The sequence below is a fragment of the Rhizobium sp. R693 genome (genome assembly GCF_002211315.1).
Lineage (GTDB): Bacteria > Pseudomonadota > Alphaproteobacteria > Rhizobiales > Rhizobiaceae > Rhizobium.
This window is the reverse complement of record NZ_LOKY01000023.1, coordinates 219,804-238,432: the sequence shown is the minus strand read 5'-3', so window position 1 is coordinate 238,432 and position 18,629 is coordinate 219,804. Positions and strand designations below refer to the sequence as shown.

Sequence of the window (18,629 nt, the reverse complement as noted above, 5' to 3'; positions counted from 1 at the left end):
CTCAGGACGTCCGTGCGAACGCCAGGAGAGCCCCCATTTCTTTCTTGCGATCCGGTCGGTTGGAAGATGCGGAAAGTGGAGTGCCAGAATGCGCTGCGCGTTCGTCTGGAAGGCGAGGGTCGACTGATTGGGAGACGGCGAAAAAACGGCGGTCATGAGGGTTCCACTCCAGTAGAAAGGAGAGGGGAGCCGGGTTGCGGCTCTTCTCCAGGGTGAGATGAAAAATCGGATTGCCGATGCTACCGCCCAGCATCGTGCCATCCGGCAAGGGGCGCGCCTGTGCCGGCGCGGGTGCCGCAAGGAAGCGGAAATAAGCGCTGCTGGCCTCTTCCTCTCCAGCCTGCCGCAACAGCAAAAGCGGGCGTTTCGATGCTTTCGCCCGCAAGCTCAACCGGCGGCTTTCCGTCAGGCCGAAGGGCTTCGGATTGCCGCGAACCTCCAGAATTGTCGCAGGAAAGACGCCGCTTTCGACTGCGGCCTCGGCAAGCCACAGAGCGTCCTCAAGCTTGCGTGGACTGGCATAGAAGAACTGGTCCGACTTCAGACCGAAATCGCGCAGGCCCACCGCGTAAGGGGCGCCTGCTTCCATCGTGGAAACCATGTCCGCGATCCACAGGATCGGCAGCGATGCACTGGGGCTCTCTTCCACTTGGCGCTGCAGCATGGCGGCAAGTGCCAGCACAAAGCCGCTGCCGGCACCGGCTTCGCGCAAAAGATCGGAGCGAACCTCGGTGACCCCATCGAGCGGTAGACCGCCATCAATCGCCTCGTCAAGCGCGGGTATTCCAAGCGGAAGACGCAGGACGCTCTCGTTCTTCGCGGAGAGTCCCTTATCGACCAAGGCTTCGCTTTCCGCGGCAGCCAAGGCCGGCGCGGGCTTTCCTTCAAGCTTTGCAATGGTTTCGCGGAGCGCAAAAAGCCGCTCGCGCGTCACGGCCGACTGTGCCATGACGTTCTCCAAGTCTCATATGTTCCTGTTATGTTCTTATGGATTCCAGAGGTGGACGGAAGAGTCAACAGCCATTTGATGTGAATTTATTCCTGCCTTTGATTCCGCTCTCGAAAATCGTACGCAAAGGTTCTATATGGGCCGCAAAGGAAGGAATATTCATGGCCCGCATAGACCAGAGCGAGGATTGGCGGGATCGCCACGCGCCGACGATCAGCACTTTCGAGTCGTTGGCAATGGAGGCGTATAGCCACCTGCCGGAAGAGTTCCGCTCACTGACCACCAATCTGACGATCGAGATCGAGGATTTCCCCGACGACGACGTGTTCGAGGACATGGCTCTGGAAACGCCGTTCGATCTTCTCGGCCTCTTTGAGGGCCGAGGCATCTCGGAGCGTTTCACGATGGAAACCGGCGAATTGCCGAACCGTATCCGCCTCTACCGGCGGCCGATCCTCGATTACTGGGCAGAGAACGACGAGACGCTGGGCGATATCATCACTCACGTCCTCATCCATGAGATCGGCCACCATTTCGGTCTCAGCGACGACGACATGGAACGGATAGAGGCGAGCGCCGAAGAAGCGGGCGAACGCTAAGCTTTCGCTTACTGTTCGGACAGCTTCATGTCCGGTTGGTAGTCCTTGCCTTCGACTTCCTTGACGATCGCCTGAGCGCACATCACTTGGCCGGTCTGGGTGTTGAAGGTCAGCGACGGCGAGCCGTTCAGCGACCAGCCCTTGTTGAGGGCGTCGGTCACGCGGTGACAGAAAGCGGCATCATCCTGGCCGGTCAGAAGGCGATAAAGCTTCATCTAAAGTCGTCTTTCACTTCGCCGTTTGGCGTTCTGCAATCAGGCGGGCTTTATGAACCAGACTTTCCGCCTGGACAAGGTGCAGCCGCTCGATCATCCGACCGTTGACATTGATGACATTCAGGCCCTCGGCGGCAGGATCGGCAAAGGCGGCGATGATCGCCTCCGCCTCGGCAATTGCCGCCTCATCGGGGCCGAAATGCAGATTGGCGGCTTCGATCTGAGCCGGGTGGATCAGCATCTTGCCGTCGAAGCCCATGGCACGGGCATGTGCGCATTCGGCATCAAAGGCATCGGCATCCTTGAAATCGTTGAAGACGCTGTCGATCGCGTCGAGGCCATAGGCGCGCACGGCAAGTACCACCTGCATCAGCCAGGGCACGAGATAGGTGCGGCCCGGTTGCGGCAGGACGCCTGTTTCCTTGCGCAGGTCGTTGAGGCCGACGACGAAACAATCGAGTCTTGAGCCCGGTGTGCGCCCGGCTTCGGCAATCGCTGCCGCGTTCAGAATGCCGCGGGGCGTTTCGATCATCGCCCAGATGCGGAGGCTTTCCGGCGCGTCGGCATCGGCGAGCCGGTCGCTGATGGACATCACATCCTGAGGCTCGTCCACTTTCGGCAGGAGCACGGCATCCGGCTCCAGTGCCAGGACCAGTTCCATGTCCGCATTGCCGAATATGGAGTCAAGCGCATTGATGCGGATGATGCGCTCCTTGTTCAGAAGAGGAGCGCCTGAAAAAAAGGCCTTCAGATTTTCGCGGGCTTCCGCCTTTCGCTCCGGTGCCACGGAGTCCTCGAGATCGAAGATCACGGCGTCGCAATCGAGCGCACAGGTCTTTTCCAGTGCGCGTGCATTGATGGCCGGAACGCTCAGCACCGAACGGCGGAGATTCAAGGAGCGAGTCGGAGAATTGCGAGTCATCACAAATGTGTGCCAAGCTTTGTGATGGGTGGCAAGACAACAAAAAGCCATGCTCACCTTGCAGAGAAAGAAATGAAGGACCACATTCCTTTCCGAAGAAAGGTCTAAACTCATGCAAAGCATCCGTTCCGTCTTCCTCCTGCTCGCAGGCATCACCGCCTTCGTTGCGCTGGCGTTCGTCACCTTTTCCGTGACGCTCGCAGTCGGCGGTATTCTGACGGTACTCATGGTTGGCCGCGCGCTTTCGTTGAAGATGAAGCCGGCCCCGGTCCGCGCCACAGCGAAGGCGAAATCACATTCCGGCGAAAACATGCGCATCTGGAACGACGGGCGCGGTACGATCATCGACCTGTGACTTTCGCGTCGACTCCAGAAAAATTTCGACATTGCTGTCGGCTCGACTGATCTTCCCGCGTCTTTGAGAGGCCAGGGCTTCTGCCCGAACCAATCAAACGATGGAGGACAGTATGGATACCGCAACGGGAACCGGCACGATGAAGATGCCGCCGGTCAAGAATGGCTTGCTGCCGTATGTCACGGTCGATGGTGCGTTAAAGGCCGCGGAATTTTACGGGCGTGCGTTTGGCGCCGAGGAGGGGTTTGTTGTCCCTCCGGATGAAAACGGGCGCACGATGCATGTCCACCTTTACATCAACGGAAGCTCGTTGATGCTATGCGATGCCTATCCCGAGCATGGTCACCCGTTCGAAAAGCACCAGGGCTTCACCCTTCAGCTTGTTATCGACGATATCGATTTCTGGTGGGATCGTGCGGTTGCTGCCGGCGCAGAGGTGATCATGCCTGTTCAGCTGATGTTCTGGGGTGATCGATACGGCCAGCTCCGGGACCCGTTCGGGGTTCTCTGGGCGATGAATGCGCCAGCGAATGCAAACTGATCCCATGTCGACCATAGCCGGCTGCGCGTCGAATCCGCGCGCAGTCGCACCTACGATATAAATTTTCCTTCATTTCGGCGGCAATCTGGACTAAACGCTGATCAACAAAACTACGTCTGCTGATATTGGAGCCAGGCCATGGACAAATTCGTAAAGCTGACGGGCGTCGCAGCCCCTCTGCCGGTTGTCAACATCGATACCGACATGATCATCCCGAAGGACTACCTGAAGACGATCAAGCGCACCGGTCTTGGCAAGGGTCTTTTCGCCGAGGCTCGTTACAATGAAGATGGCTCGCCGAACCCGGATTTCGTGCTGAACAAGCCGGCCTATCAGAATGCGAAGATCCTCGTTGCCGGCGACAATTTCGGTTGCGGCTCCTCGCGCGAGCATGCGCCGTGGGCGCTCCTCGACTTCGGTATCCGTTGCGTCATCTCGACCAGCTTCGCCGACATCTTCTACAACAACTGTTTCAAGAACGGCATTCTGCCGATCAAGGTCAGCCAGGAAAACCTCGACAAGCTGATGGACGACGCTTCGCGCGGCTCCAACGCGATCCTGACGGTCGACCTGGAAAACCTCGAAATCACTGGACCGGACGGCGGTTCGATCAAGTTCGATCTCGATGAGTTCAAGCGCCACTGCCTGCTGAACGGCCTCGACGATATCGGCCTGACGCTCGAGAAGGGCAAGGCGATCGACAGCTTCGAAGCCAAGAACGCGGCATCCCGTCCTTGGGCTGCGTAAGTCTGACAAAACACAGCATTTCGTCAAAGCCGGGTTTTCGCCCGGCTTTTTCTTTGGCGGCTCACAACAGCCGTTCTTTCCAGACCTTGAGCTTCTCCAGTGAAACCCCGATGCCGCCGCAGACTTCGATCAGCGGATTGTTGAAGCGGGCGAGGATATCGGGATGCACGTCGGCCACCGCCAGGGCAGCCCCGCAGGCGGGTTCGACCAGAATACGATAGGCATCGGCGAACTTCAGGCAGGCGGTGACTGCCTGTGCGTCGGTAACCGTCACGCTCTCGATCGGGTGGTGCTTTGGCAGGTCGAAGACGTGCTGCGCCACCTGGCGCGCGCCGAGCGAGCTGGCGATGGAGGTAATACCAGGCAAGGTGATGCGCTTTCCTGCGGCAAGGCTGGCATGGAGGGACGCGGCCCCTTCGGTTTCGACGGTAATGACGGGCACATCAGACAAGCCGTTTCGCTGAAGGCCGGCAACAATGCCCGCAAGCAAACCGCCGCCGCCGACGCTCGTGATGACGCAATCGAAGTCGGCACCTTTGGCGACAACCTCGTCGATCAATGTGCCATGCCCTTCCCACAGAAGCGGATGGTCGAACGGGTGCACATAGGCCGCCTTGCTGGCTTTCGCCTGCTCGATCGCGAAAGCGTTGGCTTCATCAAAGACCGATCCGTGCACCAGAACAGTGGCGCCGGTTGCTTCGATCGATTGGCGCACTTCCAGCGACGTCGTCTCCGGTACGACGATCGTCACCGGAATGCCGAGTGCCCGTCCCGTATAAGCGGCGGCGATCCCGGCATTACCACCGGAGGCGCAGAAGATTTCCCGGGCGCCGTTCTCGATCTCGTGCTGACAAAGCCTGCCAACACCGCGAAGCTTGAAGCTTCCAGAGGGCTGCAGTGCGTCGAGCTTCAGCCAAAGCGGCTTGTTGCTTGCGCTGTAATCGGCGGAGGTACGGAAAAGCGGGGTGTCGAGGTGGAGCGGTGCAGATGACATGGCGGTATCCGATGAGCTTGGCGATGCTCTCCTTGTGGACCCGCTTGCGTTGACCGGTCAACGAGCGATCTCACAGTAATTCCGCAACCGTACCGAATCGGCCTTCCACTCGCTTGAAATGCCGTTTTTGCGGGTCTAATAAGCCGCAACTTGTTTTTCCGCGGAGGGTTTCATGACAGCGCGCAATCTTTTCCTGCTGCCGGGCGACGGCATCGGCCCAGAAGCCATGGGTGAGGTCCGCAAGATCATTGCCTATATGAACGAGGCGATGAATGCCGGCTTTGTCACCGACGAAGGCTTGGTCGGCGGCAGCGCCTATGACGCGCATGGTGCCGCGATCTCTGAAGCCGACATGCAGAAGGCGCTTGCCGCTGATGCGGTTCTCTTCGGCGCCGTCGGTGGCCCGAAGTGGGATGACGTTCCCTATGAAGTGCGCCCCGAAGCCGGCCTGCTGCGCCTGCGCAAGGATCTGGAGCTCTTCGCCAACCTGCGTCCGGCCATCTGCTACCCGGCGCTCGCTTCCGCTTCCTCACTGAAGCCGGAGCTGGTCGAAGGCCTCGATATCCTGATCATCCGCGAACTCACCGGCGGCGTCTATTTCGGCGAGCCGAAGACCATTACCGATCTCGGCAATGGCCAGAAACGTGCAATCGACACGCAGGTCTACGATACATACGAAATCGAACGCATCTCGGCCGTGGCCTTCGAAATGGCGCGCACGCGCCAGAATCGCGTCTGCTCGATGGAAAAGCGCAACGTCATGAAGTCGGGCGTGTTGTGGAACCAGGTCGTCACCGCGACGCACAAGGACAAGTATTCCGACGTCAAGCTCGAGCACATGCTAGCGGATGCCGGTGGCATGCAGCTGGTGCGCGCGCCGAAGCAGTTCGACGTCATCGTCACCGACAACTTGTTTGGCGACATGCTGTCCGACGTTGCAGCCATGCTGACGGGCTCGCTCGGCATGCTGCCGTCCGCTTCGCTCGGCGCCCCGGACGCCAAGACCGGCAAGCGCAAGGCACTCTACGAGCCGGTGCACGGTTCGGCTCCTGACATCGCCGGCAAGGGCATTGCCAATCCGATCGCGATGATCGCTTCGTTCGCCATGTGCCTGCGCTATTCCTTCAACCTCGTGAAGGAAGCCGACAACCTCGAGAAGGCGATCGCCAATGTGCTCGACAAGGGCATTCGCACCGGCGACATCATGGCCGAAGGCTGCACGAAGGTTGGAACCACGGAGATGGGCGACGCGATCCTCGCCGAGTTCAAGGCGCTTTCTGCCTGATATTTCACGTGAAACATGCTTTGGGCCTCTCGCATCGATCGATGCGGGAGGCCTTTGCTTGAAGGCAGTTGTTACCGCTCCTATCTCCCTTCTGCATTGAGGAAAGAGCGGAGTGGAATGAGCGAGACGGTCGATCGTAAGCCAAGTTTCTGGAGTTATCTGCGAAAGCGCTACGAGGCGCGGCGCACGATCCATCGGCGGGTTGCCTGGAAGGGATTTGCGTTTTCGGCAGTCAATGCCATTGCCATCGCCTTCTTCGTTTTCGATCGCCCGCTCGGCCTGGCAGCTAAGGATCTGGCGCCGCCACTGATCTCGATTGCCGGCGATGTTACCGATGTCGGCAGACTCGCCTGGATTCTTGCCGGCCTCTCTACGATCTTCGCCACGGGCTATCTTGTCCGTCGTCGACTTTGGAAGGTCCGGAGACGGTTTCGCATGGTCTATTTTGGGCAGATGACGGCCTATGTCGCTCTGAGCGTGCTATTCACCAGCATCGCCGCCAACCTCCTGAAGGTCGCGATCGGCCGGGCGCGACCATTGCTCTATGATCAGGAGGGGATTTTCAGCTTCGCGCCCTTCAACATGGATTTCCTGCACCAGAGCTTTCCCTCCGGACATTCGGCCAACATTGGTGCGCTGTTCGTGGCGCTCGCGCTTCTCTTCCCGCGTTTTCGTCTTGGTTTCATCGGTATAGGGCTCTGGCTCGGCGCCACGCGCATTATCATCGGCGTGCATTATCCAAGCGATGTTGTGGCTGGCCTTGCGCTGGGTGCCTGGTTTGCCTTTGCCACTTCCGTCCTCTTCGCGCGCTTCGGCTTGGTCTTCTCCATCGATCGCGATGGCGGCTGGCCGACACCCCGGCTAAGCCGCCTTCTCTGAGTCCCAGAAATGAAAAACCCGGCGCCTTGTGAGCGCCGGGTTCGCGTTTGCAACCTTCCCTCGTCTCAATCCATCGCGTGGATATCGCGGTCCTTGGTTTCCGGCAGGAAGATCAGGCCGATGACCAGCGTGATCGCCGCGAAGACGATCGGATACCAGAGGCCGAAGTAGATATCGCCGGTAGCGGCACTCATTGCGAAGGCCGTTGCCGGCAGCAGGCCACCGAACCAACCGTTGCCGATATGGTAAGGCAGCGACATGCCGGTGTAGCGGATGCGGGTCGGGAAGAGTTCGACCAGCAGGGCGGCGATGGGACCGTAGACCATTGTCACATAGAGAACGAGCACGAACAGAATGGCGATCGTGCCGATCCAATTGACGCGGGCCGGGTCAGCCGTCATCGCAAAGCTGCCGCCATTGGCGATGGTGTAGACCGCCATGTCGGTGGCGCTCTTAGCTTCGTCGGCCGTCAGAAGCTTGTCGGCGACAAGCTTGTCAGCAGGGACCGTCTGCTTGTCGCCGGCGCGTACCGCATCGGCGTTGAGGGCAAGTTCCGGGTTGGCCGCGATGAAGGCGTCCAGCTTTGCATCCGGAACTTTGACGGCGCCGCGTTTCAGCGGATAACCGGCATCATGCAGGGCGATATTGACGCTCTTTTCGAAAGCGCCGGTCATTGCCTTTGCCTTGTCGCCGGCTGCAACGGCATCTAAGCTGGTGATTGTCTCGTCGTTGATCTTGACTGTCGCAGGCTGTCCCGCCGGGCCTGGCACAACATCGTAAGGTACCGAGTTCTTGGTCAGGAAGGCCGTCGCCACGTCGCAGGAGCTGGTGAATTTCGATGTTCCTGTCGGGTTGAACTGGAATTTGCAGTCAGCAGCGTCGGCCGTCACGGTTGCTCGGACCGAGGCCTGGGCTTCAGCAAGCGCCGGATTGGCGGTCCAGGTCATTGCCTTGAACAGCGGGGTGTAGGTGACGGCCGCAATCAAGAGGCCGGCCATGAGGATCGGTTTGCGGCCGATCCTGTCGGACAGGCCGCCGAAGACGATGAAGAAGGGCGTGCCAAGGAAGAGTGCAATGGCGACCATGATGTTTGCCGCCTGCAGGTCGACCTTGAGCACGTTCTGCAGGAAGAACAACGCATAGAATTGGCCGCCGTACCAGACGACTGCCTGACCCATCGTCGCGCCGAGAAGCGCGATCAGCGCGATCTTGGCATTCTTCCACTGCCCGAAAGCTTCCGTCAGCGGTGCCTTAGACCCCTTGCCTTCGGCCTTCATACGCTGGAAAGCCGGAGATTCGTTCATCTTCAGTCGAATCCAGACGGAAACGCCGAGGAGCACGACGGATACGAGGAACGGAATGCGCCAGCCCCATGCCGCAAAGGCTTCCTTGCCCATCAAGAACTGGACGCCGACGATGACGAGAAGCGACAGGAAGAGGCCGAGCGTTGCCGTTGTCTGAATCCATGAGGTGAAGTAGCCACGGCGCCCATTTGGCGCATGCTCGGCCACGTATGTTGCCGCGCCGCCATATTCACCGCCGAGCGCAAGACCTTGCAGCAGGCGAAGTCCGATCAGGATGATGGGTGCTGCGATTCCGATCGTCGCTGCACCGGGAAGAACGCCGACGAGGAACGTCGAGAGGCCCATGATGAGGATCGTCACCAGGAACGTATACTTGCGCCCGACGAGATCGCCGAGGCGGCCGAAGACGAGCGCGCCGAACGGGCGCACCAGGAAGCCGGCGGCAAAGGCCAAAAGCGTGAAGATGTTTCGTGTTGCTTCCGGATACTGCGTGAAATAGGTCGCGCCAATATAGGTGGCGAGCGAACCGTAAAGATAGAAGTCGTACCATTCGAAAACGGTACCGAGCGACGAGGCGAAGATAACCTTCTTCTCTTCGCCCGTCATCGGGCCGGCTTTTGTGCCGTCGACGCTTGCGACATTTGCCATTTTCTGTCCTCCACAGAGCGATGTGAAACGCGGCGCGCGACCATACTCTCCTCAAAGCATACCCCGAGGTCGCGGTTCGCCTGACGAGAGTGTGACAGAAAAGCTCCCTCATACAGAGAGCGGCTTTGGGATTATGACTTTAGTCTAACGCCATCGCGCAGATTGTCGCAGGCAAGAACCGTCGAGCGCTTGCCGCGATGCAGGGAGCATTCAGGCCTTGTGGGAAAGGATATTCACCAGGGTTCCGAAGGGGTCGCGAACATAGAAGCGGCGTACGCCCCACGGCTCGTCGGTCGGGCCGTAGCAAATTTCGAAACCGGCAGTACGCATGGCTGCGTGTGCCTCATCGACGTCATCGACCTCGATCGACAGGCTTGGAACCGGCGTTCCAGCGCCGCCTTCGCTTGCGAAGCTGACCTGAACTGACATCTGCTGGCTCGAGCCGTAAGTTGCGATCCAGCCGTGATCCATCAGGAGATCCAGGCCGAGGATATCCCGATAGAATGCGCTTGCGACGGCCGGGCTGGGAGTTTGAAGATTGGCGACAATTCGTCTGACTTGCATACGACCTCCCCGCGGTTTCGTTTCCGATATTTAGAAAATGATCGCCGGTGGGCAAGAAAAAAGCCGGATGGCAGGACCATCCGGCTTCGATCAATCGATTTGCCTGCTTCCGATCAGGCGGCTTCTGTCGTGTGTGCCTTGCGAACTTCCTCATCCGTCAGGATGCCGCTCGCACGGAGCAACGCAGCGAAGCGACCGTTGCTCTGGCTGAGTTCTTCGAAGCTGCCTTCTTCGACGACACGGCCGCCATCCAAAAACAGGACCTTGTCTGCCTCACGAACCGTCGAAAGGCGGTGCGCAATAATGAAGGTCGTGCGGTTCTGGCGCAGGTTGTCGATTGCGGCCTTCACGCGGTTTTCCGTTTCGACGTCAAGCGCGCTCGTCGCTTCGTCCAGCACCAGGATCGGCGCATCCTTGAGGATGGCGCGGGCGATCGCAACACGCTGACGTTCACCGCCCGAAAGCTTGTTGCCGCGCTCGCCGACATGGGTGTCGTACTGATCTTCGCGTGTCTCGATAAAGTCGGCTGCGGCAGCAGCCTCGGCTGCGCGACGCATGTCTTCATCCGAAGCGCCTTCCCGGCCGAGGCGAATGTTGTCGCTGATCGAGCGGTTGAGCAGGCCGGCATCCTGGAAGACGGTTGCGATATAGCGGCGAAGCGACTTGCGGGTGATCTTCGTGGTATCGTGGCCATCGACCAGGATCTGGCCGCTGTCCGGATCGTAGACGCGTTGCAGCAGGTTGATCATCGTCGTCTTGCCCGAGCCGGTCGGGCCAACGATCGCAACCGTCTGGCCAGCCTTGGCGGTGAACGACACGTTGTGCAGGCCTTGTGCGGTATTGCCGAAGCGGAACGATACGTTGCGGAATTCGACTTCGCCCTTCACATCGGCGATATCGGCATTGCCGGCTGGCTCTTCGCGTTCACGGACCGAGTCTTCGAGCGAGTAGAAATCTTCGAGTTTCGAGCGGGCCTCGAAAATCTGCGTGGCGAATTGACGCATCTGGTCGAGACGCGAGATCAGCAGGTTCGCAAAGCCGATAAAGGCAATGACGTCACCGATGCGGAGTTCGCCGGACTGAACCATCAGCGTACCGATCACCAGGATGATCATCATGGCGATGGTCGATGCCATGCGGTTCATTGCGCCGGCCAGCGCCCACCAGTCGAGAACCGGATACTGAGCCTGCAGCAGGCGGTCGGCAAAGGACTTCAGCGCCTTGGTCTCCGCCTCGATGCGGTTGTAGCTGTGCAGAACCGACACGTTGCTGATCGAGTCGCTGACGTGCGAAAATACCGTATGGTAGTGGTTCTCGACCGACGCCTGGCCATCCTTGGTGCGGCTCATGACGAGACGGCCGATCAGCCAGTAGGCCACGCCAAGCACGACAAGCACGCCCGAAAGACGCAGGTCCATCGACATCGCGGTCGGCACCAGAAGCGCGATCGCTACGGCGGTCGCCAGGTGGTTGCGCATGAACTCGAGCCAAAGGCCGAAGAGCGTCTCGCATGCACGCAGCAGCGTATGCAGCGCATTCGACGTGCCGCGCTGATGATGCCAGGACAGCGGCATCGAGATGATGCGGCCGAACGCTTCCGTCAGCAGCGTGGCGCGGCGGCCATGAGCCAGCCGGTCCGCCTCACGCGCGACCAGAACAAATGCTATGGTGTTGAAGACAGCAAAACCGGCCCACATGAAAAGGATGGGTTTCACGTCGCCCTTGCCCGAGATCGCATCGATGATGCGGCCGAACAAAATGGGTTCGGCGATTGTGATCGCGGCAAGCACGATATTCGCGATAACGACCAGGGATACGCGGAGCTTGTAAGCGCCAAGATAGCGCAAAGCTCTTGCATAGACCTTGAATAGCGACACAGCGATACCTCTTGTGCATCTGCGAAATAGTGGATGTTGCGACGCTACAGAAAGATACCTGAACCGGCGATTAACGAAGCGTTCAGGGAGCTCTCGCAATGAAGATTCTTTGGGTCTCGAAGCGCAGGTAAATGCCTTGGTTCTAAAATTTTTTGGGGCGGTTTGGAAATTTCGCAATTTTCGCTTGCGTTGAACGACTACACTGGCACACGATAATACATATTCTAGATTGATGTTTTGATTGCATCGAAAGGCGTCCCACCATCGGGGCATGGCCTGCTATTCGATGTGAAGCCCAGTTGGGGTGGGGGCGCCTTGGTGAATATTCATTCGTTAATTCAATTGCTTGTGGTTCTAGAGGAGTGCCGGAAGGCGGAGGGCGTCATCGCGGAGCTCGAGGATGTCGTCCACTCCTATGGCTTCCAGTATTATGGTCTTATGCGGCACCTCAGAGCGACTGAAGATCCGGTCAGCCTTATGTTTGCTGGCCATTGGCCCGAGAAGTGGGCACAAATCTATCTTTCGAAGAAGTACGTTCTGACCGACCCGACGGTGCGCTATCTCGCATATGCGCAAAGACCGTTTCGTTGGAAAGACAGCCTGACGGCTTTCCGCAAGGATCCGCATCACCGGCGCATGGAGCAGATGATGGCTGACGCCCATAGCCATGGTCTGAAGGACGGTTACATTTTTCCTATCCATGGTCGAAACGGTATCCTCGGCAACATGAGCATGGGGGGAATGCCCGTGGATCTTTCTCCCGTCGAGATCTCGCTCTTTGGCGCCGTCGCTCGAAAGGCTTTCTGGCGTCTCCTTGATCTCAAGGGAGAGGCTCCGGCACTGGAGGAAGTTTCCGGCATCGACACGCGCTTGACGCGCCGAGAGATGGAGATCCTTCAGTATCTTGCCGAAGGGATGACCTCCGTCGAGATCGGGAAACGTCTGAAGATTTCGAACCACACCGTCGACTGGTACATGAATGGCCTCCAAGACAAGCTGAAGGCAAAAAACAGGCAGCACGCGGTTGCGGTTGCTTTCCGGCATGGTCTCATCACCTAGTTTTCGAGTCTTAGAGAAATTCTATTTAGGTCGGTTCCAGAAATTGAACTTTCCGTGACAGCGCGTTAAGACTTCTCTTCGCGGGTGCAGCATTGCCCGTTTCGATGCCGTGAGGAGACAGCATTGCCCATTTCCAAGATACTTGTTGCCAACCGTTCGGAAATTGCCATCCGCGTGTTTCGCGCGGCCAATGAGCTCGGGATAAAAACGGTCGCGATATGGGCGGAAGAAGACAAACTGGCACTGCACAGGTTTAAGGCCGACGAGAGCTATCAGGTTGGCCGCGGCCCGCATCTTGCTCGCGATCTCGGCCCGATCGAAAGCTATCTCTCTATCGACGAAGTGATCCGCGTCGCCAAGCTTTCGGGAGCCGACGCGATCCATCCCGGCTACGGCCTGCTGTCGGAAAGCCCGGAATTCGTCGATGCCTGCAACAAGGCCGGCATCATCTTTATCGGTCCGACGGCCGACACCATGCGCCAGCTCGGCAACAAGGTCGCCGCCCGCAATCTGGCAATCTCCGTCGGCGTCCCTGTCGTGCCGGCAACGGAGCCGCTGCCGGACGATATGGCTGAGGTCGCCAAGATGGCCGCAGCGATCGGCTACCCCGTGATGCTGAAGGCCTCCTGGGGCGGCGGCGGTCGCGGCATGCGCGTCATCCGCTCGGAAGCCGATCTTGCGCGCGAAGTGACGGAAGCCAAGCGCGAGGCGATGGCAGCCTTCGGCAAGGACGAGGTCTATCTCGAAAAGCTCGTTGAGCGCGCCCGCCACGTCGAAAGCCAGATTCTTGGCGATACGCATGGCAACGTCGTTCACCTCTTCGAGCGCGACTGCTCGATCCAGCGCCGTAACCAGAAAGTCGTCGAGCGTGCGCCGGCTCCCTATCTGACGGAGGCGCAGCGCCAGGAACTGGCGGCCTATTCGCTGAAGATCGCAGGTGCTACCAATTACATCGGCGCCGGCACCGTCGAATATCTGATGGATGCCGATACCGGCAAATTCTACTTCATCGAAGTCAATCCGCGCATCCAGGTCGAGCACACCGTCACCGAAGTCGTCACCGGCATCGACATCGTCAAGGCGCAGATCCATATCCTCGATGGCTTTGCGATCGGCACGCCGGGCTCGGGTGTGCCCGAGCAGAAGGACATCCGCCTCAACGGCCACGCCCTGCAGTGCCGCATCACGACGGAGGATCCCGAGCACAACTTCATTCCGGACTACGGCCGCATCACCGCTTACCGCTCGGCCTCCGGCTTCGGCATTCGCCTCGATGGCGGCACCTCCTATTCCGGCGCCATCATCACCCGCTACTACGATCCGCTGCTGGTCAAGGTCACGGCCTGGGCGCCGAGCCCGTCTGAAGCGATCTCGCGCATGGACCGGGCGCTGCGCGAGTTCCGCATCCGCGGCGTCGCCACCAACCTGACCTTCCTGGAAGCGATCATCGGCCATCCGAAGTTCAAAGATAATAGCTACACCACGCGCTTCATCGACTCGACGCCGGAGCTCTTCCAGCAAGTCAAGCGACAGGACCGCGCGACCAAGCTTCTGACCTATCTCGCCGACGTCACCGTCAACGGTCATCCGGAAGCCAAGGATCGTCCGAAGCCGTCAGCTGACATCGCCGAGCCGATCGTCCCTTATACGAACGGCAGCGGCACCCCTGATGGTACCAAGCAGCTTCTCGACAAGCTTGGCCCTAAGAAGTTCGGCGAGTGGATGCGCAACGAAAAGCGCATCCTGATGACCGACACGACGATGCGCGACGGTCATCAGTCGCTGCTTGCGACGCGCATGCGCACCTACGATATCGCCCGGATCGCCGGTACTTATGCGCACGCCCTGCCGAACCTCTTGTCGCTCGAATGCTGGGGTGGTGCGACCTTCGACGTCTCGATGCGCTTCCTGACGGAAGATCCGTGGGAGCGTCTGTCGCTTGTGCGCGAAGCTGCGCCCAACCTGCTTTTGCAGATGCTGCTGCGCGGGGCAAACGGCGTCGGTTACAAGAACTACCCTGATAACGTCGTCAAATACTTCGTCCGGCAGGCGGCAGCCGGCGGCATCGATCTCTTCCGCGTCTTCGACTGCCTGAACTGGGTCGAGAACATGCGTGTCTCGATGGATGCGGTGGCTGAAGAGAACAAGCTCTGTGAAGCAGCGATCTGCTATACCGGCGATATCCTGAACTCCGCGCGCCCGAAGTATGATCTCAAGTACTACACCGACCTCGCCGTTGAACTGGAAAAGGCCGGCGCGCATATCATCGCGCTCAAGGATATGGCAGGTCTCCTGAAGCCGGCTGCCGCAAAGGTCCTGTTCAAGGCGTTGCGCGACGCGACCAGCCTGCCGATCCACTTCCACACGCATGATACGTCGGGCATTGCAGCGGCAACGGTTCTTGCTGCCGTTGATGCTGGTGTCGACGCCGTCGATGCGGCAATGGATGCGCTTTCCGGCAATACCTCGCAGCCCTGCCTCGGCTCGATTGTCGAGGCGCTGCGCGGGTCCGAACGCGATCCTGGCCTCGATCCGGAGTGGATCCGCCGCATTTCCTTCTATTGGGAAGCGGTGCGCCATCAGTATGCGGCCTTCGAAAGCGACCTCAAGGGACCGGCGTCGGAAGTCTATCTGCACGAAATGCCGGGTGGCCAGTTCACCAACCTCAAGGAACAGGCCCGTTCACTGGGTCTCGAGACTCGCTGGCACGCGGTGGCGCAGGCCTATGCCGACGCCAACCAAATGTTCGGCGATATCGTCAAGGTGACGCCATCCTCCAAGGTTGTCGGCGATATGGCGCTGATGATGGTCAGCCAAGACCTGACGGTTGCCGATGTCGTCAGCGCCGACAAGGAAGTCTCCTTCCCGGAATCGGTTGTCTCGATGCTGAAGGGGGACCTCGGACAGCCGCCGTCCGGCTGGCCGGAAGCGCTGCAGAAGAAGGCACTGAAGGGTGATGCGCCTTATACGGTCCGCCCGGGGTCGCTGCTTGTCGACGCCGATCTCGATGCCGAGCGCAAGGTTATCGAGACCAAGCTGGAGCGCGTTGTCAGCGACTTCGAATTCGCATCCTATCTCATGTATCCGAAGGTCTTCACCGACTTTGCGCTGGCTTCCGACACCTACGGCCCGGTCTCCGTTCTGCCGACGCCGGCCTATTTCTATGGCCTAGGCGACGGTGAAGAACTGTTTGCCGACATCGAGAAGGGCAAGACGCTCGTCGTCGTCAACCAGGCGATGAGCGGCACGGACAGTCAAGGTATGGTCACGGTGTTCTTCGAGCTCAATGGACAGCCGCGTCGCATCAAGGTTCCGGATCGTGCGCATGGCGCGACCGGTGCCGCCGCCCGCCGCAAGGCAGAGCCGGGCAATGCTGCGCATGTCGGTGCGCCGATGCCGGGCGTCATTTCCCGCGTCTTCGTTTCGCCGGGTCAGGCGGTCAACGCCGGTGACGTGCTTGTTTCCATCGAGGCCATGAAGATGGAAACGGCAATCCATGCCGAGAAGGATGGTGCGATCGCCGAAGTGCTCGTCAAGGCCGGCGATCAGATCGACGCCAAGGACCTGTTGGTCAGTTATACCGGCTGATGGAGACTGGAACGACACGACGGGGCGGCCTTTGGGCCGCCCCGTCATTTTTTTTACGAAAGGGATTGATATGAGCAAGCTCAAGATTGCCGTCATCGTCGGGAGCACGCGTATCGGACGCTTTGCGGATCATCCGGCCAAGTGGATCGCCGAGATTGCCGCAAGCCGTCCGGAACTCGAGGTCGAAGTCCTCGATCTCCTGGACTACCCGATGTCCTTCCTCGGACAGGCAAACGCGACTGACGCCCAGAACGAAACGGCGGAGCGCTGGAAGAAGAAGCTGCGCGAATTCGACGGCTACATCTTCACGGCCGCCGAGTACAACCATGCCCCGACCGCGGTCCTCAAGAATGCGATCGACCTTGGCGATTTCATCCATAAGCCAGTCGCTTTCGTCGGCTACGGCGGCGTCGGCGGCGCACGCGCGGTCGAGCAATTGCGGCTGATCTTCGTCGAAATGAGCGCCGTCTCTGTAAAGACCGGCGTCCATATTTCCTTCCCGGAATATCTCTCGGTCGCCAAGGATGGAAGGAGCCTGAACGACTACGCGCATCTCATCGAGGCCGCCAAGAACCAGCTCGATCAGCTTGTTTGGTGGGGCAAGGCACTGAAGGCGGCGCGCGCGATCTAACGCTCCACCCGCCGCCCTTGCCTAAATGTCGTAGGTATGGGCGGCGTTGATCGTCGAGATGAAGCGCTTGGTGCGCTCGCGCTCCGGCGCCGTGAAGATGTTCCTTGCACTTCCCGTTTCGACCACGCTGCCGGCCTCGAGGAAGACGACGTCGTTGGCGATCTTGGAGGCAAGACGCAGGTCATGCGTCGCCATCACCATGGTCGTCCCCTCGCTGGCGAGGCGACCGAGAACATCGACGACTTCGGCCGAAAGTTCGGGATCGAGCGCCGATGTCGGTTCATCGCAGAGAAGAACACGCGGAGACGGGGCGAGCGCGCGGGCGATCGCGACACGCTGCTGCTGGCCACCCGAGAGTGTCGACGGCCAGGCGTCGGCCTTGTGGGCCATGCCGACTTTCGTCAGCAATTCTATCGCCCGTTCTCTCGCCTTCTCCTTCGGCCACCTCAGGACGGTGACAAGGCCTTCCATCACATTCTCGATAGCGGTCTGATGCGGAAAGAGCTGGAAATTCTGGAATACCATGCCGGTTTGTCGGCGGATCTTCTGGATTGCCTGCCAGCCGGTCTTCTGGCCCGGCGCAAAGTTCAGCTTTTCTTCGCCGAGGCGGATCATGCCTGCTGTCGGAATCTCCAGCAGGTTGATGCAACGCAGCAGCGTGCTTTTGCCGCCACCGGACGGACCAACGAGTGCCGTAACGCTGCCTTCCGGAATACGGATGCTGATATCTTTCAGGATGACGGCGTCGCCAAAGCGCTTTTCGATGTGGGAAAGCTCGATCATGCGTTTGCCTCCAGCATGCCGCCATAGCGCGCGAAGCGACGCTCGAGGCGGACTTGTAGCGCTGACAGAACGGAGCTCAGGGCAAGGTATATCAATGCGGCCTCGATGTAGAGGATGAGTGGCTCGTAAGTCGTTGCAACGATGCGCTGCGCTGCCTGGAACAGCTCCGGCACCGTAATGGCGGCGGCAAGCGACGTGTCCTTCACCAGCGAAATAAACGTGTTGGAGAGTGGTGGCACCGCGACACGCCCCGCCTGCGGCAGGATCGTGCGGCTCATTGCCTGACGCCAGCTCATGCCGATCGAGTAGGCCGCTTCCCACTGCCCCTTCGGTACGGATGAGATGACGGCGCGGATGATTTCGGAGCTGTAGGCACCGATGTTGAGGGTGAAGCCGATCAGCGCTGCCGGAAAGGCATCGAGCAGGATGCCGATGCTCGGCAGCCCGTAGAAGATCACGAAGAGCTGCACCAGAAGCGGCGTGCCTCTGATAACCCAGACGTAGAAGCGCGCGATCGCGGCAGCTGGCGCTGGTGCGAAGAGCCGTGCGATTGCCGTAATCAATCCAAGAATGAGGCCGAATGTGAATGACAGGAGCGTCAGCGGGATCGTGAAGATCAGGCCGGCCCAGAGGAGCGGACCAAGCGACTCCGCCATCAGTTGAAGCCAGTGCTGCAAGGTGAAACCCTC

General features: G+C 59.6%; 18 protein-coding genes. 9 read left to right on the top strand and 9 right to left on the bottom strand.

The genetic code is table 11. From position 1 onward, the window contains the following. Window position 1: 1 nt before the first annotated feature. A complete protein-coding gene (locus ATY79_RS31590) occupies window positions 2-949 on the bottom strand; it encodes a hypothetical protein (RefSeq protein ID WP_245306843.1) in 948 nt (315 codons plus the stop codon). 161 nt (window positions 950-1,110) lie between these two features. Between ATY79_RS31590 and ATY79_RS18820 the strand changes: the two genes are divergently transcribed. Then, window positions 1,111-1,548 carry a metallopeptidase family protein gene (locus ATY79_RS18820; RefSeq protein ID WP_088693093.1) on the top strand — a complete coding sequence of 146 codons (438 nt, stop codon included), beginning with the start codon at window positions 1,111-1,113 and terminating at the stop codon, window positions 1,546-1,548. 8 nt (window positions 1,549-1,556) lie between these two features. Here the strand turns inward: ATY79_RS18820 and ATY79_RS18815 are convergent, their stop codons facing one another. Both ATY79_RS18815 and ATY79_RS18810 read right to left on the bottom strand, forming a co-directional pair. Beyond that, window positions 1,557-1,763 (bottom strand): DUF1737 domain-containing protein, encoded by a 207-nt coding sequence (locus ATY79_RS18815; protein ID WP_088693092.1) that lies wholly within the window; start codon window positions 1,761-1,763, stop codon window positions 1,557-1,559. Between the two features lie 13 nt (window positions 1,764-1,776). Next, window positions 1,777-2,685: a CoA ester lyase gene (locus ATY79_RS18810; protein WP_088704639.1), complete on the bottom strand. Its 909-nt coding sequence runs from the start codon at window positions 2,683-2,685 to the stop codon at window positions 1,777-1,779. 112 nt (window positions 2,686-2,797) lie between these two features. On the opposite strand from ATY79_RS18810, the gene ATY79_RS18805 reads away from it, so the two are divergent. The 3 genes from ATY79_RS18805 (at window position 2,798) to leuD (ending at window position 4,328) form a co-directional block, all read left to right on the top strand. Continuing rightward, window positions 2,798-3,040 carry a hypothetical protein gene (locus ATY79_RS18805; protein WP_016556764.1) on the top strand — a complete coding sequence of 81 codons (243 nt, stop codon included), beginning with the start codon at window positions 2,798-2,800 and terminating at the stop codon, window positions 3,038-3,040. Between the two features lie 112 nt (window positions 3,041-3,152). Further along, a complete protein-coding gene (locus ATY79_RS18800) occupies window positions 3,153-3,581 on the top strand; it encodes a VOC family protein (protein ID WP_088693091.1) in 429 nt (142 codons plus the stop codon). 138 nt (window positions 3,582-3,719) lie between these two features. Next, entirely contained in the window at window positions 3,720-4,328 is a 609-nt protein-coding gene (gene leuD, locus ATY79_RS18795) for a 3-isopropylmalate dehydratase small subunit (protein WP_018855928.1), read from the top strand. 61 nt (window positions 4,329-4,389) lie between these two features. Here leuD and ATY79_RS18790 read toward each other — a convergent pair whose 3' ends face one another. Next, window positions 4,390-5,322 (bottom strand): pyridoxal-phosphate dependent enzyme, encoded by a 933-nt coding sequence (locus ATY79_RS18790; protein ID WP_088704568.1) that lies wholly within the window; start codon window positions 5,320-5,322, stop codon window positions 4,390-4,392. 172 nt (window positions 5,323-5,494) lie between these two features. On the opposite strand from ATY79_RS18790, the gene leuB reads away from it, so the two are divergent. Both leuB and ATY79_RS18780 read left to right on the top strand, forming a co-directional pair. Then, the gene (gene leuB, locus ATY79_RS18785; protein WP_088693089.1) at window positions 5,495-6,607 is read left to right on the top strand and encodes a 3-isopropylmalate dehydrogenase; all 1,113 of its coding nucleotides are present in this window, start codon (window positions 5,495-5,497) and stop codon (window positions 6,605-6,607) included. A 117-nt stretch (window positions 6,608-6,724) separates the two neighbouring features. Continuing rightward, window positions 6,725-7,486, top strand: a complete 762-nt coding sequence (locus ATY79_RS18780; RefSeq protein WP_088693088.1) for a phosphatase PAP2 family protein — start codon at window positions 6,725-6,727, stop codon at window positions 7,484-7,486. Window positions 7,487-7,551: 65 nt separating this feature from the next. Here ATY79_RS18780 and ATY79_RS18775 read toward each other — a convergent pair whose 3' ends face one another. From ATY79_RS18775 to ATY79_RS18765, 3 genes are all read right to left on the bottom strand, one after another. Next, complete coding sequence (locus ATY79_RS18775; RefSeq protein WP_088693087.1) at window positions 7,552-9,438, bottom strand: MFS transporter; 1,887 nt, start codon at window positions 9,436-9,438, stop codon at window positions 7,552-7,554. Window positions 9,439-9,648: 210 nt separating this feature from the next. Beyond that, window positions 9,649-10,002, bottom strand: coding sequence for a VOC family protein (locus tag ATY79_RS18770; RefSeq protein WP_088693086.1), 354 nt, complete (start codon window positions 10,000-10,002; stop codon window positions 9,649-9,651). A gap of 113 nt (window positions 10,003-10,115) precedes the next feature. Beyond that, entirely contained in the window at window positions 10,116-11,879 is a 1,764-nt protein-coding gene (locus ATY79_RS18765; protein WP_088693085.1) for a glucan ABC transporter ATP-binding protein/ permease, read from the bottom strand. A 318-nt stretch (window positions 11,880-12,197) separates the two neighbouring features. On the opposite strand from ATY79_RS18765, the gene ATY79_RS18760 reads away from it, so the two are divergent. The 3 genes from ATY79_RS18760 to ATY79_RS18750 all read left to right on the top strand — a co-directional run bounded on the left by ATY79_RS18760 (window position 12,198) and on the right by ATY79_RS18750 (window position 17,157). After that, window positions 12,198-12,938, top strand: a complete 741-nt coding sequence (locus ATY79_RS18760) for a LuxR family transcriptional regulator (protein ID WP_088693245.1) — start codon at window positions 12,198-12,200, stop codon at window positions 12,936-12,938. Window positions 12,939-13,061: 123 nt separating this feature from the next. Then, window positions 13,062-16,526: a pyruvate carboxylase gene (gene pyc, locus ATY79_RS18755; protein WP_088704567.1), complete on the top strand. Its 3,465-nt coding sequence runs from the start codon at window positions 13,062-13,064 to the stop codon at window positions 16,524-16,526. Between the two features lie 70 nt (window positions 16,527-16,596). Continuing rightward, entirely contained in the window at window positions 16,597-17,157 is a 561-nt protein-coding gene (locus tag ATY79_RS18750; protein WP_088704566.1) for an NAD(P)H-dependent oxidoreductase, read from the top strand. Between the two features lie 21 nt (window positions 17,158-17,178). On the opposite strand, the gene ATY79_RS18745 is transcribed toward ATY79_RS18750, so the two are convergent. Both ATY79_RS18745 and ATY79_RS18740 read right to left on the bottom strand, forming a co-directional pair. Then, the gene (locus tag ATY79_RS18745) at window positions 17,179-17,940 is read right to left on the bottom strand and encodes an amino acid ABC transporter ATP-binding protein (RefSeq protein ID WP_088693082.1); all 762 of its coding nucleotides are present in this window, start codon (window positions 17,938-17,940) and stop codon (window positions 17,179-17,181) included. Beyond that, on the bottom strand, window positions 17,937-18,617 hold the full coding sequence (locus ATY79_RS18740) for an amino acid ABC transporter permease (RefSeq protein WP_088693081.1): 681 nt from the start codon (window positions 18,615-18,617) through the stop codon (window positions 17,937-17,939). The genes ATY79_RS18745 and ATY79_RS18740 overlap by 4 nt, the downstream gene beginning before the upstream one ends. Between the last annotated feature and the right edge of the window lie 12 nt (window positions 18,618-18,629).